Annotated in this window: 16 protein-coding genes and 1 tRNA gene; 7 read left to right on the forward strand and 10 right to left on the reverse strand. The window is 59.8% G+C overall.

The window, feature by feature from the left end:
* Positions 1-273: 273 nt before the first annotated feature.
* Complete coding sequence (cadA, locus tag F7C38_05155; protein MCE4600935.1) at positions 274-2,625, forward strand: cadmium-translocating P-type ATPase; 2,352 nt, start codon at positions 274-276, stop codon at positions 2,623-2,625.
* Between the two features lie 94 nt (positions 2,626-2,719).
* The gene (locus F7C38_05160) at positions 2,720-2,929 is read left to right on the forward strand and encodes a YHS domain-containing protein (protein MCE4600936.1); all 210 of its coding nucleotides are present in this window, start codon (positions 2,720-2,722) and stop codon (positions 2,927-2,929) included.
* Here the strand turns inward: F7C38_05160 and F7C38_05165 are convergent.
* The 4 genes from F7C38_05165 to F7C38_05180 all read right to left on the reverse strand — a co-directional run bounded on the left by F7C38_05165 (position 2,926) and on the right by F7C38_05180 (position 5,927).
* A complete protein-coding gene (locus tag F7C38_05165; protein ID MCE4600937.1) occupies positions 2,926-4,032 on the reverse strand; it encodes a hypothetical protein in 1,107 nt (368 codons plus the stop codon). The two genes, F7C38_05160 and F7C38_05165, sit on opposite strands and share 4 nt — an antisense overlap.
* Before the next feature lie 92 nt (positions 4,033-4,124).
* A complete protein-coding gene (locus tag F7C38_05170) occupies positions 4,125-4,673 on the reverse strand; it encodes a hypothetical protein (GenBank protein MCE4600938.1) in 549 nt (182 codons plus the stop codon).
* A 186-nt stretch (positions 4,674-4,859) separates the two neighbouring features.
* Positions 4,860-4,937: transfer RNA gene (locus F7C38_05175), tRNA-Arg, on the reverse strand.
* 78 nt (positions 4,938-5,015) lie between these two features.
* Positions 5,016-5,927 carry an ornithine cyclodeaminase family protein gene (locus tag F7C38_05180; GenBank protein ID MCE4600939.1) on the reverse strand — a complete coding sequence of 304 codons (912 nt, stop codon included), beginning with the start codon at positions 5,925-5,927 and terminating at the stop codon, positions 5,016-5,018.
* Between the two features lie 147 nt (positions 5,928-6,074).
* Here F7C38_05180 and F7C38_05185 point away from each other — a divergent pair, with 147 nt between their 5' ends.
* The 3 genes from F7C38_05185 (at position 6,075) to F7C38_05195 (ending at position 11,393) form a co-directional block, all read left to right on the forward strand.
* Positions 6,075-7,715 (forward strand): acyl-CoA dehydrogenase family protein, encoded by a 1,641-nt coding sequence (locus tag F7C38_05185; GenBank protein ID MCE4600940.1) that lies wholly within the window; start codon positions 6,075-6,077, stop codon positions 7,713-7,715.
* An 87-nt stretch (positions 7,716-7,802) separates the two neighbouring features.
* On the forward strand, positions 7,803-9,512 hold the full coding sequence (locus F7C38_05190) for a long-chain fatty acid--CoA ligase (GenBank protein MCE4600941.1): 1,710 nt from the start codon (positions 7,803-7,805) through the stop codon (positions 9,510-9,512).
* A gap of 129 nt (positions 9,513-9,641) precedes the next feature.
* Positions 9,642-11,393, forward strand: coding sequence for an AMP-binding protein (locus F7C38_05195; protein ID MCE4600942.1), 1,752 nt, complete (start codon positions 9,642-9,644; stop codon positions 11,391-11,393).
* A 13-nt stretch (positions 11,394-11,406) separates the two neighbouring features.
* Here the strand turns inward: F7C38_05195 and F7C38_05200 are convergent, their stop codons facing one another.
* On the reverse strand, positions 11,407-11,943 hold the full coding sequence (locus tag F7C38_05200) for a hypothetical protein (protein MCE4600943.1): 537 nt from the start codon (positions 11,941-11,943) through the stop codon (positions 11,407-11,409).
* Positions 11,944-11,987: 44 nt separating this feature from the next.
* Positions 11,988-12,578, reverse strand: coding sequence for a hypothetical protein (locus F7C38_05205; GenBank protein MCE4600944.1), 591 nt, complete (start codon positions 12,576-12,578; stop codon positions 11,988-11,990).
* A 127-nt stretch (positions 12,579-12,705) separates the two neighbouring features.
* Between F7C38_05205 and F7C38_05210 the strand changes: the two genes are divergently transcribed.
* Both F7C38_05210 and F7C38_05215 read left to right on the forward strand, forming a co-directional pair.
* Positions 12,706-13,323: a hypothetical protein gene (locus tag F7C38_05210; GenBank protein MCE4600945.1), complete on the forward strand. Its 618-nt coding sequence runs from the start codon at positions 12,706-12,708 to the stop codon at positions 13,321-13,323.
* Entirely contained in the window at positions 13,304-13,582 is a 279-nt protein-coding gene (locus tag F7C38_05215) for a MarR family transcriptional regulator (GenBank protein MCE4600946.1), read from the forward strand. Before F7C38_05210 ends, F7C38_05215 begins: the two co-directional genes overlap by 20 nt.
* On the opposite strand, the gene F7C38_05220 is transcribed toward F7C38_05215, so the two are convergent.
* The 4 genes from F7C38_05220 to F7C38_05235 are packed head-to-tail and all read right to left on the reverse strand — an operon-like array spanning position 13,579 to position 16,619.
* Positions 13,579-13,824 (reverse strand): CopG family transcriptional regulator, encoded by a 246-nt coding sequence (locus tag F7C38_05220; protein ID MCE4600947.1) that lies wholly within the window; start codon positions 13,822-13,824, stop codon positions 13,579-13,581. The two genes, F7C38_05215 and F7C38_05220, sit on opposite strands and share 4 nt — an antisense overlap.
* An 11-nt stretch (positions 13,825-13,835) precedes the next feature.
* Positions 13,836-15,188 carry an alkaline phosphatase family protein gene (locus F7C38_05225; GenBank protein ID MCE4600948.1) on the reverse strand — a complete coding sequence of 451 codons (1,353 nt, stop codon included), beginning with the start codon at positions 15,186-15,188 and terminating at the stop codon, positions 13,836-13,838.
* A gap of 13 nt (positions 15,189-15,201) precedes the next feature.
* Complete coding sequence (gene sat, locus F7C38_05230; protein ID MCE4600949.1) at positions 15,202-16,374, reverse strand: sulfate adenylyltransferase; 1,173 nt, start codon at positions 16,372-16,374, stop codon at positions 15,202-15,204.
* 11 nt (positions 16,375-16,385) lie between these two features.
* On the reverse strand, positions 16,386-16,619 hold the full coding sequence (locus tag F7C38_05235) for a ribbon-helix-helix domain-containing protein (protein ID MCE4600950.1): 234 nt from the start codon (positions 16,617-16,619) through the stop codon (positions 16,386-16,388).
* Positions 16,620-16,677: the final 58 nt, after the last annotated feature.

The raw sequence follows: 16,677 nt of genomic DNA on the forward strand, positions 1-16,677 counted from the left end.
AGCTGACGCTTGATGAGGCTCGATGCCGCTGACCCGCCGCTCCCAATGGCTTATCTCTTTCCTGCCGCGGGCTATAATCCTTTGCCTTGAAGGGTCTCTCGGGGGGACATGGCCCGGGGGCTTAGTGACTTCCCCGGGGCCTGTTGGGGGGTGTAGAGTTTGGTGGCGGTGTGTGGAGGGAGGCCACGCTACAGTAGCTATATACCCTTGTAAATACATGTATCCAGGTATATATACTATATCCCCGTACTAGGGGGAACTGGTAGCATTGGAGTGACGCTCAGGATAACCAGGGAATCCATGGACAAGGCCAGAGAGCAATACCGGCTCGTGGGAGTGCACTGCGTCTCCTGCAAGAGGGTCATAGAGACGGAGCTATCGAGGATACCGGGGGTAGAGAGGGCCGAGGTGGACCCCAACACGGGGACCCTAACCCTGGCCCTGGCAGGTGGCGTGGATAGGAGGGAGATAGTCGAGGCGGTCCGCCGGGTGGGATACGATATAGTGCTTGAGAGGCTCGTGCTCCGCGTCGAGGGTCTAAAGGAGGGGATGGGGAAGCCCCTTGAGGAGAAGCTCAAGAGGATCCCCGGCGTAGTGGATGCAAGGGTCTACGAGGCCGGGAGGATAGTCAGGGTAGAGTTCGACCCCCTAGCCGCTTCTAGCGACGATATAGTCGGCGGGCTCGCGGCGATGGGGTTGAAGGCGGAGCCCCTGGAGAGCGAGTCCAAAAGAGACTACACGCGACACGCGCTAGCCGCGGTCGCCATATCGACCCTAGTATACGCCGCGGGGCTACTCACGGGCTCGACGCCACTAGCCGCGGTGGCGGGCTTGGTGGCTTATCTAGTATCCTTCTACGGGTTCGTCATACCAGCCCTCAAGGCGGCACTGCACGGGTACCTGATAATGGACACCCTACTAGCCCTGGGCACGACAGTGGCGCTAGCGATAAGCGTCTACGGCCTGTTCACGGGCGGGCCGCTCTACTTCGACGCGATAGTGTTCATAACACTCTTCGTCCTAGCCGGGAGGTACGTCGAGGAAAGGCTGAGGAGCAGGGCCGAGAGGATACTGGCGGCCTCCAAGGAGATACTGCCCGAGAAGGCCAGGGTCGAGAGACGAGGGACCCTCGTGGAGATCTCGGAGAGCGAGGTGAAGCCTGGCGAGACTGTAGTCGTTAGGACCGGGGAGAGGATACCGGTAGACGGGAGGATACACTCTGGCACGGGCGAAGTCGACGAGAGCCCGGTAACCGGGGAATCGGAGCCACGCCACGTGGCCACGGGAGACCTCGTACTGGCGGGGTCCACCCTGGTTAGGGGATGGCTCAAGGTAACGGCCCTTAGGACTGGGAGGTATAGGCTCGTAGCTAGGGCTCTAGAGGCGGCTAGGGAGGCGGGCCTCTACAAGCCGAGGCTACAGGAGATCGCCGACCGCGTGGTCTCCGTGTTTGTACCGGTAGTCCTGGCGGTGGCCGCGGCCACGGTGGCGGGCCACATAGTACTGGGGTCGACGATAACCACCGCGTTGCTCGCGGCGGCTACCGTGCTGGTAGTAGCTTGCCCCTGTGCCCTCGGGATAGCGATTCCAACGGGGGTGGCTGCATCCGTAGCCAGGGCTTACAGGATGGGCTTGATATTGAAGAGGCCCGATGTGCTGGAGCAGCTGGCCCGTGTGGGGATAGTGGCCTTCGATAAGACGGGGACCCTCACCAAGGGCAAGCCCGTGGTGGTCGACGCCAAGCCGGTTGAGGGACCCCTAGAGGAGTCCCTAAGGCTAGCCGCAGCCCTGGAATCAGGTAGCAATCACCCGCTGGCCAGGGCTATAGTAGACTACTACAACACGACCTACGGGGGCGATCCCCCGAGGCCCGAGTCCCTAGACGAGGTGCCCGGCCTGGGCCTAGTCGGCGTGGTTGACGGCTTAAACGTGGCCGTGGGCGGGGCTAGGCTGTTGGAGGAGCTGGGCCTAGAGGAGCCCCGTGTAGGGGTCGAAGGCTATACTAGGGTCTACGTCGTGGTTGATAACGTTGTCCGGGCTGTAATAGGCTTGGAGGACGAGGTCAGGGAAGACGCCGCCCGGCTCGTGAAGACGCTACACGGGATGGGCGTGAAGACCTGTATACTCTCCGGAGATGCTCAGCCCGCCGTGGAGAGGGTTGCTGAGAGGCTGGGCATACCAGGCGACTGTGCTCTCGGGCGTTTGGACCCGTTGGGGAAGGCCGAGCGTATATCGAGGCTTAGGCGTGAGGCCCCGGTAGCCTATGTTGGTGATGGAGTCAACGATGGGCCCGCGCTGGCGGAGGCTGATGTTGGTATAGCGGTTAACGAGGCCTTGGATGTGGCCAGGCAGGCGGGGGATATCGTGTTGGCCCGCAACAACATGGAGCTGGTGGTCTATGCCATAGAGCTGGCGCGGCGGGCGGCGAGGACGATTAGGTTCAACCTGTTCTGGGCCTTCGCCTACAACACGGTGCTTATACCGGTCGCAGCTGGGGTCTTGTCCCCTCTGGGAGTCACTATAGGCCCGGAGGTAGCCGCGCTGGTCATGAGCCTTAGCTCGATAACGGTGACCTCGAACAGTGCTAGGATCCTTTATTGGAGGCCGAGGAGGGCCATGGTATAGGCTTACCCTGGCAAATCTATAAATCTAGGACATAGTATATACTAGGTATTAATTGCCGGCTCACACCCATCCCTCTTAACCGGTGAGTAACTCGATGGCTAAGCACATAGACCCCGTCTGTGGAATGGAGGTCGACTCGACCACGCCCTACAAGACAATACACAAGGGCAAGGTCTACTACTTCTGCAGCAGGACATGCCTAGAAGAGTTCAAGGCGAGGCCAGACTACTACCTAGAACACGGCCCACAGGGAATGCCGGGAGAGACGAGCCACCACAAACACCACACAGGCCACAGCTGCTAGACGAGAGAGTACAGGAGCCTAGCCGCCCTCAAAGCATTATCAAACAACCCAGGATCCCCACCACACACCCCTCCACCGAGACACCACTCCAGGCCCGAGGAATCCCTAAGGGGCCTGAGACACTCCCAGCGCCTAGAGGCGGCCACGGCAACATGCTCCTGCTCGAAATGGCCTGGAAGGGGCTTGAGGAGCCCCCTAACGCCCAAGTGAGCCAGTGTAGAGGCAGTGGTCAGTCCAGCATTGCTGACAACGCAGTCGAAACCCCTCAGATAGAGGGGTAGCTTTGGGTTCAAGCCAATCCACCTCCCAGCCCCGGGATCCATCCCGGAGGCCACGACCACCCGGTAGCCGAGGCCCTCCAGGGCCCTGGCGGCTTCGGCCAGGTATTCTAGGCCCATGAGGGTCCCTCCAGACTGCACCAGGATATAGTGCTCCCCGGGGTCGAGGCCTAGGCTTGATAACGCCGCCTCCCTGTCGAGTGCCTCACTGCTCGACACGGCGGGCACTGGGCCTATAACGTGGAACTCCTCAAGCACTTCGCGGAGCCTCGGCCCCAGAACCCTGAACGCCCTCAGATCCCCGTGCTCCCATTCGAGCCCCACATATACTCTCTCATCGAAGAGCGGGAGCCTCCTCAGGAGGAACCGGTTAACCGCCACCGCCGCCGCGATACGGGAGGGACCCCCTATGGGCGGGTAGAGGGGGAAGTCCGCTATCCACGCCTTCGCAACCCCTATCCTCTCGGCGACGCTTATAGCCTCCCAGCTCTCATCGCACACGACCAGGTCCGGCTTGAACTCCTCAACATCCCTAAGCAGCCACCGGGCATTCTCCAATGCGATCCTATGCTCTTGAAGGGCGGCCCTCAGCCCGATCAGGGCCTCACCAGTCCTACGGTACCAGTCCTCCGCTATACTTGATAGGTCGCTTGAGAGCCTGGAGCCCCGTGAGACCGGCATGCCCCATCTGGCCAGGTAGTCTCCCGCCCTGCCTGGAGCATAGTAGAGTAGCTCCGCCCCCATGTCCTGTAGTAGCTTTCCTAGGAGCCTGCTCCTGGCGGCGTGCCCGAGCCCGATGCTTGATACCGCATAGAGGATCCTCATCCCCGTCAGTCCCTACTCAATGACGCGTTAGGGGGCTCCTCTAAGAGTCTTGATCTTTACACTGCTGGCAGTGGGGCCCCGCCCCCTAACCGCTATTCCTTCTCTCCTCTAGTCATGCCGAGCTTCTCCTTGTACTTCTCGACGAGCTCCTCGACGTGCCTGACAATCTCTGCCTCGTCAACGTACTTCCCTTCCTCGACGTCATCCCTGAGCGGCTTGATATACTCGTCCATATACCGGGATAACTCCGCCCTATACCCGCTGATACGGTCCAGGTCTACTCCCCCGGCCCCGCATTCCCTGTAGCAGGCCTCCAAGTCGGCCAGTACGCCGGATAATATGAGGACCGCGTTCTTCAACTCCTCGATGACCTCTCTAACCCTCATCCTATAGTAGAGGAACCCGGCCTCAAGCTCCATGCACTTGAAACCCGCGTCCCAAACCCTCATAGAGTCGACGTCTCCACCGTACTTCCTCTCAAGTAGCCAGTAGTCATACCCCCTCCTGACCAGGGCACGGACCGCTTCATCTATAGAATTGACCCCGGTAGACTTCATAAAGTAGCCAACAAGCCCCCTGAGTTCATCGTCTAACTTCAGCCTAACAACCGTACCGCCACCATCCCTCCTGAAAACCCGCAAACCAGCACACCAGGCAACACATGGTGTCTGAGCCAATAAACGGGTTAGGATCCGGGCTTCCGCCGCCCGCTTGACTAGCTCGAAGCAGGGCTAGTCTATCTGGCATAGCCGAGGCTACAGTGGGGTCCAGGCGCCGGGGATACTATAACTAATGGTAGGAGCCGGGTTGAGGGGGTTCGCCCCCTGTGGCGGACCCGGGGGGATTTGAACCCCCGACCACCGGCTTAGGAGGCCGGCGCTCTCTCCTGGCTGAGCTACGGGTCCATCCCTGTATAGTGGATGCACCGTCTGAGGCCATAAAAAGTTTGCACGAGCCCACAGGCCCCCGAGGCGAGGGACCCTCTAGGCCGGCGTGCTACCCGCTTCTAGCCCGGTCTTCTTCCTGTGGACGTGGTATGCGGCGGCTAGGTCGAAGAGGCCTGTCCCCACGGACTTGTATATCCTGGGTCCCCTGCCCGGGCATATGGCTCCCTGTAGGACTTCCCTCAGCCCGACTACCTTCACGCTGGCTGGCTTGTGCTCGGCCTCTCCAGCCTCTCCTAGGAACCCCTCTAGTGTATCGGCTAGTATGCACCCGGCCCTCTCCATGGCCTCCTCGTCGACCTCCCAGACGGGTTTTGGAGCCCCTATGCTAGCGACTATCACGTCGTCCCTCAGGAGGGACCCCCTAACCACGGGCTCTCTGCTGGTTGTGGCCGCTACTATGAGCTTGGCCCTGGAGTGTATCTCCTCTAGACTCGCTGTATGGCCTCCGAGCTCCCGGGCCAGCTCTCCAGCCCTCTCTGGGTCGACGTCGTACACCAGGAACTCTCCGACGCCATAGACCTCTCTGAGGCATTCCGCGTGGTAGCGGGCCTGTACGCCGGAGCCTATGAGGCCTACCGGCTCCTGGCCCTCGTAGCCGAGCAGGCTCGCTCCCAGGCATGTGGCGGCCGCGGTCCTGTAGCCGGTCAGTACGCCAGCGTCCATGAGATAGAGTGGCTCCCCGTCGCTCTCCCTGAGGACTAGTACGAGTCCTCGTACTAGGGGGAGTCCCTTAGAGGGGTTATCGTAGTAGACTCCGACCACCTTGACGACCTGCAGGCCGAGGCCCGCGGCTGGCATTGCGCCTAGCCAGGCGTTCCCGTGGGTTAGGCTTGCCCTCATGGGCGCGGTCGCATCGCCCAGTAGGACTCTTCTAATGTCGTCGACTAGCCCCTTGTAGTCGAATAGCCTCCTGAGCGTGGAGCCGTCTAGGATGGCTAGATCCTCCAATACACGGATCCTCCGGAGGCGCTCCTCCGTGATACAGTAGCTCTCTGGGGGATATATTACACACCGGGCCGGTCGTGTCCTTAGCATGCATAGTCTAACCGATAAGACCCCTCCAGGCATCCCGCATATAGGCTCGGGGTGGATCCTATGCCCCTAGAGGGACCCGAGCACTTATCCATGGCCTACGGCCTCAACCATTACAGGCTTGACAAGCCCTTGAGGGACGTGCTCAACTACTTCCTCGGCCGCGAGCCCTCGATGGAGGGTCTCGGGGAGTACACGGGGTCGACGGTCTACGAGGCCATGTATAGGGTCGACAGGATGAGCCAGCCGGTCCACGTGATGTGGAGTGTGCGTGGCGAGAGGGTCGACGTCTCCTGGCTCGACCCCATGGAGAGGAGGATAATACGCGACCTGGTCGAGGAGTACGGCGTGAACAAGTACCCCTTCGACGGGGGGAGCTGGCACGAGCACTACGCGGGCCTCAACCTCATAGGAGACCCAGGACTCTCCTGCATACTCACAATAACCATACAGACGGCCTACGCCCTAGAGAAGTACGGGCCAAGCGAGGTAAGGGACTACTACAAGAACCTAGCCGGGCTACAGAAGCCCCTAATGCTGGGGGCCACCTGGTTCACCGAGGTACAGGGCGGGAGCGACCTGGGAGCCAATACCACGACCGCAGACTACAGGGATGGGAGGTGGCTGCTCAACGGCTACAAGTACTTCTCAAGCGGGGCCGGGATAGCCGACATAGCACTAGCAACCGCGAGGCCCCGGGGCGGGAGGCCCGGCGCGAAGGGCCTAGCCCTATTCGTCGTCCCACGCTATAGGAGTGATGGATCGCTGAACTTCTACGTGAGGAGGCTTAAGGAGAAGAGCGGCACGGTTCCAGTGCCCACTGGGGAGGTCGAGTTCATCGATACAGAGGCCTATCTGGTGGGGGAGGCTGAGAAGGGCATATACTATACCCTGGAGGACCTGATGGTCTCCAGGCTAGCAAACGCCGCGGGGGCAGTCGGTATATCGCGTAAGGCCTACCTGGAGGCCTATATGTACGCGCTGCACAGGAGGGCATTCGGCAAGAGGCTCATCGAGCACCAGCTGGTTAGGAGGGACCTGCTTGAGATGGAGCTCCTCACGGAGGAGTCCCTCGCGATAACCCACAAGGCGGTAGACCTCTTCGAGAAGGCAAGGAGGGACACCCCGCCCTATACGAGGCAATACCACTACGCCAGGCTAATGACCCATATAGCCAAGAACATAACGGCGGTGAACGCCGCGAGGACCACCATGCTGGCGATGGAGTTGTTCGGCGGGATAGGCTTCCTCTCCGAGTACATGGTCGAGAGGTGGCATAGGGAGGCGTTGATCACGCCCATATGGGAGGGGACCAGCAACATACAGGCCCTAGACATGCTCGAAGCGATAGCCAAGAAGAGGGCCAACGAACCCCTGCTAGAGGACATGGAGGCCCTCTCGCGGGAAGCCTTCGACAGGGAGACTGCCGGGGCGGCGCTCGCCAGCATGAAGGAGACCCTGGCGCGGCTAATGGAGACCCCGCCCAGCCTAGCCGAGTACAACGCCAAGTACATACTAGAGGACCTTGGCCATGCTGCCTCCATAATCATACTAGAGAACATGGCCTCAAGGCTGGGAGATGAGAGGTATCACAACGTGGCGGCGCTTCTCAAGGAGTACGTGCTCCCGAGGAAGCCGATAGGGCACCCGGGCGACAAGGTACTGGAGGATATAGTGACTCTGGGAGGGACCCTCTCCCTCTAAAACCCTTGACCCTCTCCTCCTCCAGGGCCGGATCGTTGCCAATGATAAATACCCTTTCTCCGGGCATCTATTCGACGGTGTCCTATTGTGGGGTCGGAAGACGCGTTTAGAGTATACGCCAGCAGGCCCTGGCTGAAGAACTATGACGAGGGTGTTCCAGCCGACGTGGAGGTCCCCGAGAAACCCCTCTACTGGATCCTAGAGGAGGCAGCCCGGGGGTACCCGGATAGGACGGCCCTCTACTTCTTCGGCTACAGGATGAGCTACCGCGAGCTACTGGAGTCGGCTGAGAGGTTCGCCGGCTACCTCAGGGGCAAGGGGATAGGCCCGGGAGACGTGGTTGGACTGTTCCTCCCCAACACGCCCCAGTTCGCTATAGCCTACTACGGTGCCCTAATGGCGGGGGCCACCGTGTCCCCCATGAACGTGCTCTACGGGCCGGCCCTGATAAGGCACCAGCTAGAGGATAACAAGGCCAGGATACTGGTCGCGATAGACCTATTCAAGGAGAAGGTAGCCGCTGGGGTGCCGGGAGGCGTAGAGGAGATCATATGGACCGGGATACAGGACTACCTGCCAGGCGTGAAATCCCTCCTATACAAGCTCAAGGCCAAGCCACCCAAGATACGCGAGGACGCGAGGAACAAGCAGTTCAAGAATATACTAGCGTCGAGCGAGAGGATAAGGGAGAAGCCCTATATAAACCCGCGCGAGGACATAGCGGCTCTCATGTACACCGGGGGCACGACAGGAGTCCCCAAGGGGGCCGAGCTGACCCACTACAACCTCCTGGCTAACGTCGTGCAGATCGACGCGTGGTATAAGAGGGGTCAGAAGGGTGTGGACGTCTTCGTAGGGGCCCTGCCATGGTTCCACATCTATGGTCAGTCGGCGGTCCTCAACACTGGGGTCTACAAGGCCGCTACGATACTAGTCTTCCCGAGGTGGGATGTGGAGAGCGTTATGAAGGCTATCGAGAAGCACAAGGCCAACGTGTTCCACGGGGTCCCCCTCATGTACATAGCCATAATAAACCACCCCAAGAGGGACAAGTTCAACCTCAAGAGCCTCGAAGTCTGCATAAGCGGCGCGGCCCCACTGCCAGTGGCTGTACGGGAGAAGTTCGAGGAGATCACCGGGGCCAAGCTTAGGGAAGGCTATGGGCTCACCGAGACGAGCCCAGTCACACACGTGAACCCTATACTGGGAGAGGCCAGGGCGGGTAGCATAGGTCTTCCAGTGCCGAGCACGCTGGCGGCCGTGGCCAAGGTCGAGGAGCCGGAACTCCTGCCCGCTGGCGAGGTGGGGGAGCTGGTTATAAGCGGGCCCCAGGTCATGAAGCAGTACCACAACATGCCCGAGGAGAACAGGGCCGTCTTCTTCGAGTGCTGTGGTAGGAGGTGGCTTAGGACCGGTGACATTGCCAGGATGGACGAGGACGGCTACTTCTACATAGTGGACAGGAAGAAGGATATAATCAAGTACAAGGGATACAGCCTCTACCCACGGGAGATAGAAGAGATACTCTACAAGCACCCCTGCATAAGGGAGGCCGCAGTGATAGGAGTCCCCCACCCAGACTACTTCGAGGTCCCCAAAGCCTTCATCGTGTTAAAGGAGGAGTGCAAGGGCAAAGTGACCGCGGACGAGATAAAGGAGTGGGCTAAGAAGCAGCTGGGAGAGGTGAAGTACCCCAGGATAATCGAGTTCAGGGACGACCTGCCGAAGACCGCGGTTGGGAAGATACTGAGGAGGGTCCTGAAGGAGGAGGAGCTGAGGAAGGCGGGGGAAGGATAGGGTAGGCGCCCCCCCGGGAAGGGGCTAATTGTTTAGATCCCTAGCCCCCTACATATATCGGCCGCCTACAATACCTTATTTATCGAACACCACGACATTAATTGCATGACCCCACAAGGGTGGTCCTTCATGGCCCTAGACGTATCACCCCAGGAGTCGTTGTCCAACTTCCTCAAGGCAAGGGACTACATCCTCTCAAGGCCCCTCTACGACGAGGCGAGGGAGGAGTTCAAGTGGCCCAGGCTAGGCAGGTGGAACTGGGGAGTACAGTACTTCAACGGTGTGCTAGCCGAGAAGAGCGACCCGGCTATAATCTGGGTCGACGACGAGCTCCTGGAGTCCCGTGACAGTAAGAAGGTGTCCTTCCACGAGCTGGGGGCGTCGTCGGATAAGCTGGCCAACGCCCTGGAGTCGCGCGGGTACGGCAAGGGCGACAGTATGCTTGTGATGACTGGCAACGTACTGGAGCTGTTCACGATAATGCTAGGACTCTTGAAGGCCGGCATGCCGATGGTGCCAGCCACCATACTACTCTCCGCCGAGGACGTGCTCGACAGGGTCAAGAGGGCAGGGGTAAAGGCTGTATTCGCCGACAAGAACGCCTTCGAGAAGATAGAGAGCATAAGGGGTAAGCTAGAGAAGCTGGGAGTTAGGGACTTCATAGCGGTAGGCGAGGTCAGGAAGGGATGGACCCTCCTAGACGACCTGCTGGGCGAGGGCGGGGTAGGCTACAACAAGGTCGTCACTACAGCTGATGATATCGCGTTGATCTACTTCACCAGCGGCACCACGGCGAAGCCCAAGATGGTCTTCCACACCCACGCCTCCTACCCGGCTGGGCACCTAACAACAGTCTACTGGATAGGCGACAAGCCCGGGGACAGGCACTACAACATATCCAGCCCCGGATGGGCCAAGTGGGCCTGGTCCACCTTCTTCTCAGCCTTCAACGCCGAGGCCACGAGCATGGTCTACGCCTACAGCGGCTTCAACCCGCCCAAGGTCCTGGAGTTCATAACAGAGTATGGGGTGAACACCCTCTGCGCGCCCCCAACGGTGTGGAGGATGTTCATACTAGAGGAACTGGAACGCTACAACTGGGACAATCTACGCGAGGCCGTCAGCGCCGGGGAGCCCCTCAACCCCAAGGTCATAGAGACGGTGAAGGAGAAGACCGGGGTGACTATAAGGGAGGGCTATGGTCAGACCGAGACGACTCTACAGATAGGCTACTTCCCGGGCCTAGAGGTCAAGCCGGGCTCCATGGGCAAGCCGGCCCCAGGCTACGACATAGTACTGGTTGACCCCGAGGGCAACCCCGTGCCGGTCGGCGAGGACGGGCAGATAGCCATTAGGATAGAGCCGGAGAGGCCCCTGGGGTTGATGAAGGGATACGACGACCCCGAGAAGAACAGGAGCGTCTTCAGGCAGGGACTCTACTGGACCGGCGACGTCGCCATGATGGACCGGGACGGCTACCTATACTTCGTGGGCAGGGCCGACGACGTCTTCAAGAGCAGCGACTACAGGATCAGCCCCTTCGAGGTCGAGAGCGAGCTCATAAAGCACCCGGCGGTCGCAGAGGTGGCGGTCGTGCCGAGCCCACACCCCATAAAATGGACCGTGCCAAAGGCCTTCATCGTGCTCAAGCCAGGCTACAAGCCGAGCCCAGAGCTGGCTAGAGACGTCTTCGAATTCGCCCGTAAGAACATGGCGCCCTACAAGAGGCCCAGGATAATAGAGTTCGTAGACCAGCTACCGAAGACCATAAGCGGGAAGATAAGGAGGGTCCAGCTGAGGCGGATAGAGAAGGAGAGGAGGGAGCAGGGAGAGAAGGGAGAGCACGAGTTCTTCGAGGAGGAGTTCTTCCCCAAGAAGTAGAGGGAGGGACCCCTCAACCCCTCCCCCCATATTTCCATCCATGACCCATACACCCATGCCCTGTGTGGCCCCACTCCCCCATGGGAGCGCCATGCATGCCCCCAGGGCACTCCATTTGTATGGCGGTCGCCACGATCGTATTGTTAACCGAGACCTTGTACCCCCTGACCACCACCTGGTGATTCGCCATATACATGGGGTGAGTGTATATCTCTGTGTCTCCGCTATGCCTCTCCAGATAGCCCCGCAGGTGCCCGCCCATGACCACGTTATAGACACTGCCATCAGGGGTCCTAACAACCAGGACGGGGATCCTGAAGCCATCCTCCTCCACGAACCCGTGGCCGACAACCACGCCCCTCAGCTCAACGTACCCCTCGACCGCCGCGACACCAGCGACTCCAGAAACGAACCCGGGAGCCTCCCCCAGACCGGCCCTGTCCTCTATACAGAGGAGCTCATCGGCCTGGAAGGGGTAGGCTATGTAGGCTAGGGTCGAAGCAACTATTATCAGGGTAACCGACAGCAAAAAATAGTGTCTCGGCTTCAAGCCCTCCCGGCACCCCAGGCCTTATCCAGCCGCCAGGGACCCTCTTATGGATGCATGTAGTACATCTGGCTTACCAGGTCCAGGCCAAGCGCGTGTATCGACACAGCCACGGCCCTGCCGTTATAAGCAGGGCCGGCGGGGGTCTCCACCGTTATAGCCGGGTTCTCGCCGTCTGCAAGGGTCTCAGCCAGTTTCTCCACCAGCCAGAACCCGCTTACCAGGTATCCATTACTGGCGTCGACGTACCTGGGGAGCACTACTACCTCGTAGGTCGCCCCCGACCCGTCAGTCATCCTTATGATGCCAGTCCCGACGTCTACGTCGACTATGCTCCCGGAGAGCTCTGTTAGGTTGCGCATCCCATCATGCCAGTAGCCGCCTGGCCCCATGTGCTCCTCCATCTCCTCGGCCCCGGGACAGTGTTCGTAGCCCTCATAGCCTCGGCCGTAGCCTGCTCCCATGGCGCCCATCATTGGACCGTGCATTCCACCCCTGTACCCGGCTTGGCGCCCGGCCCATGTGCCCGCGTCCTCGTCCTCTCCATGGGCGTACACGGATAGCGCCGCGGCGACTGCTCCAAGCGACAGGACTAAAACAACCGTAGTGATTATTATTTTACGGGTTATGCCTTCCACACTGCATCGCCTCAAGAGATACAAGCGAGGATTAATAATATATAAGGCAGACTCACTAATGGTGAGTCCCACTCTTTAAGCCTCAACCCGCGGGGAGAGGGACCCTCCCGGGACGGGAACCCTGTAGATGGATGGTGACGGAGCCATAATAGCCGCGACCACCCTCTCGATAGCGCTCTTCACGCTAGAGCTGGCAGGCGCCACGGGATTCACGGCCATAGCAGTAACAATATACAACATAGCCAGGCTCCTCAAGTCACCCCGCCTGGAAGAGGCGACGCTAGCCTTCTCCCTACTAGCCCTATCCCAGTACCTAATGGCGGTAAGCACACTAGTAGACAGGCCAGCCCTCTCAACCTCCCTCTACGTGGCATCGGGCACGGCAGCGGCCCTAGGCTTCTACCCCCTAGGCCACCAACCAGCCAAGAACAGCAGGGTCGAGGGGGCCTGGGCTATACTGGCGACAGCCTACAAGGCCTTAATAGCTGTTCCAGACGTGGCCGCTGGGATACTAGGGTTTAGGGCCGGGGCCCAGGCCTCGGGGCCCTCTAGGATATTGGTGTCGCTCGTCGCCTCAACATTCCTAGCCAGGGGCCTGGTAATCGCCTCCACAGTCTTCAACCCAGGCCTAAACCTGGTGTACACGTCGCTCGTGCTCGTGGAGTCCATGAGGGCGGCCTTCGCCGCGTCACTGCTAGCCCTGTATCTCAAGGGTGCAACCGGCCATGCGCAGGAGGAGGTCTAGGCTCCTCATAATACACGATATACTGGGGCACCTCCTGGCCAATGGCGGCGAGGACTACGCCACCAGGATCGCCACCGCCACGGGCCTGGCCTATGATAGGCTGAGCAGCCTGCTGGAGGACCTAGTGGATAAGGGTATAGTGGAGGTGTACGAGGAGGATAGTAGGAGGCTCGTCAAGATAACCAGGCGTGGGGTGGAGCTCTATGAGCACATATCAAGGCTAGCAGGGGTCATCAGGGACTTCGGGCTCGACATCTAGAGATAGCCCAGGGAGCGGAGGCGCTCCTTGACCTTCTCCTCGTCCTCGGGGCTCAGCCCCGCCTCGCCCTCTCCCTCGCTAGTGACCTCCTCTATTAGGAACTCGATTAGCTCCTCGACAGAGTTGAAGCCGCCCTGCTCCTCTATGAACTTCCTAGCCTTCTCGTAGACCTCCTTCCTTATCTCCACCGTAACCTTCTCCTCGGCCATAACAACCATCCTCTCCAGGCAGTCTACCTTCAATAACCTGCTCGTCATTGGAATAAAAGCGTTTGCAGGTGCCTCCTCACCTGGTGTATGGGTATCTCCCCCATATCGCCTGGCGAAAGGGTCCCCTCGGGATCGTACACCGCGTATACTCCGAGCCAGTCGTGAACCGCGTCATCGGGCCCCCTATCGTTCTCCGGGAGGTAGTTGCTCGGCCACCCTATCGTGCCGGCGGGCCTCCACCACAAGTCATCGAGATACACCATCAGGTCGGGCGCGTCCCCCCGGACCTCTGGGAAGAGCTCGCCCGGCCTATAGGCGGCGTTGCTCCACTGCTCCCCGCTGGGGCCCCTTATAGCCATTATATCCTTCTTCAACTGCTTGACGGTCTCGTCAAGGTACTTCTCCTCGACTATACCGTTCTTCTCCCTGCCCTTCAGGTTTATGAAGACCCTGGAGTAGTAGCCTCCCCAGGCCCACGCTATTGTACGGCTCCAGTCTATCATCTCCTCCCTGAGGTCGCTCCCAGCCTCTACACTCCTGTACTCGGGCTTGAGGCTGAGGTATCCCTCCTCTACCAGCCACTGGTTTATGGTGAAGGCACCCTTCATCGCCTTTATGCCGTGGTCGCTCACGACAACCACTATGGTATCCCTCGGCAGCCTCTTGTGCAGCTTCTCGAACCACTCGTCTATCCTCCTGTAGATGCCCGGTATGACCCTGCTGTACTCCTCGTGGGCCTCATACCTTGGATGGCTCTCGTCGAAGTACTTCCAGAAGGCGTGGTGCGCCCTGTCAACCGTTATCTCAACGTACGTGAAGAGGTCCCACTTCTTCCTGGTAGCAAGGTACTCCGCCTGCCTCAAGTGGTTCTCAAGCATGCGCTCTAGGTCTCTCGCGACCCTTGACTTGTCGTGGCTCCTATAGGTGACGTCGAATACCGTGGGGCCCGTAATCGATTCCAGCTCCCGCCTGAGCCATGGCGGGAACGTGTAGGGCTTATCCGGGCCCGGCGTGGTGAAGTCCGTCACCATGAACCCGTTGAGGGGTTTAGGCGGGTATGTAGGGGGTACACCATACACGCCGGCTCGCAGCCCCCTCCTGCTGGCCTCCTCCCATAGAGTAGGGTACTTGATGTACCTGCTGTTCACAATGTAGTAGTTGAACTCGCCGGGCTTCCTATGCCTAAACCCGTACACGCCAAGCTCTCCCGGCGTCTTGCCCGTGAACATGACCATCCACGCCGGCACGGTTATCGGGGGGTGGCTGGTCCTCATGAGCCACCTCTGACTGTCCCCGACTAGGCTCCTCAGGTATTGGAATCCGCCGCCGTCCATCCCCTCGTAGAGTACCCTCGGCGGGAGGGAGTCGAGCCCGAGTATGAAGAGCCTCCTAGGCATCCTCCAGCGCCTCCTAGGGGGTCCCTCCAGGGCTGTCCTCGGTTATGAATGGATTCGGGTGGCGTAGTATGACCTCCGCCACCTCGGGCCGCATCATGTACTCCGGGGGCCTCACACCCTCCATTATCATCTTCCTGAGCCTTGTCCCGCTTATCCTCACCCGGTACTCCTCCGGGTGCGGGCATATCTTCTCGTTGACCATCTGCCCGCACTTCCGGCAGTAGAAGGCTTCCCTGACGAATAACGGGGTTATGCCTAGGTCTGGGAACTCCCTGAATATGTCCCAGGCCTCGTATGGCCCGTAGTAGTCTCCCACCCCCGCATGGTCCCTCCCGACTATGAAGTGGGTCGCGCCGAAGTTCTTCCTGACAATGGCGTGGTGGACGGCCTCCCTGGGCCCGGCGTACCTCATCTCCATCCTCAAGACACTCAACACCACCACATCCCTTGGATAGTAGTGTTTTATGAGGGCCTTGTAGGCCTCCACTATAACCTCATCCCTATAATCCCCGGGCTTCTTCCAGCCAACCAACGGGTTGATGAAGAGCCCATCCGTGAACGTCAACGCCGCCTTCTGCACGTACTCATGCCCGGTGTGGGGCACGTTCCTAGTCTGGAACGCCGCTATCGTCTTCCAACCCTTCGCGTTGAAGAGCACACGGGTCTCCTTAGGCCACAGCCTCGTGTGCTCGAAGGGCTCCGGGGGGTCCGAGAGGAGGTCGATGGGGCCTCCGACCAGCAACTCCTTCCTCGCCATCGTCTTCCGGACCCCGGGGTGGGCGGGGTCCCTGGTCTTGTAGATGCTCTGGACGTACTCCTCCTTGTCCCACCCGTAGATCTCCTCGACCCTCATCAACGCTATGACTCTTCCATTATAGGATAGGGCCACGTCATCCCCCTCCACAACGCCCTTTAGGGCGTCTGGATCGGCGTCTAGGATTATCGGGATGGTCCATGGCAGGTCGTTGGAGAGCCTCATCTGGGATACGACATTGATGTAGTCCTCCTGCACCATGAAGCCCTCCAGGGGGCTGTAGACGCCGTGCGCTATGTTGGCTGCGTCAGCCGCCAGGCTGGCTGAAAGGTCTATCCTCGCCAGCTCCCCGGCCTCCTCCAGGAGCCTCTCCCTACGCCTGCCCGACACGGTCCTATCCACTAGCCTGCCTCCATGCGGCCTGGAAACCATCTCATGCACCCCTAGATGTATCCCAGCTTCTTGAGCCTCTCTATGATCGCCTTCTTCTCCTCCTCGGTCACGGCCTCGCTCCTCAGCTTCTCCTCCTCCATCTCGGCTATGACCTCCCTCAGGATGTATGTGACGAACTGGGAGACGCTCGTGAACCCGGTATCCTCTATCAGCTTGCGTATCCTCTCGTATAGCGTGACGGGTATTGACACGGTCGTGTACCCTGTCTTCTTGGGCAACTCCATGCTACACCCTGGGGGATACCGTTGGAAGCCATAGTTAATTAAATTTAATTAAGCGAGC

Source organism: Candidatus Thermodiscus eudorianus, from assembly GCA_015521085.1.
Taxonomy (GTDB): domain Archaea; phylum Thermoproteota; class Thermoprotei_A; order Sulfolobales; family Acidilobaceae; genus Thermodiscus; species Thermodiscus eudorianus.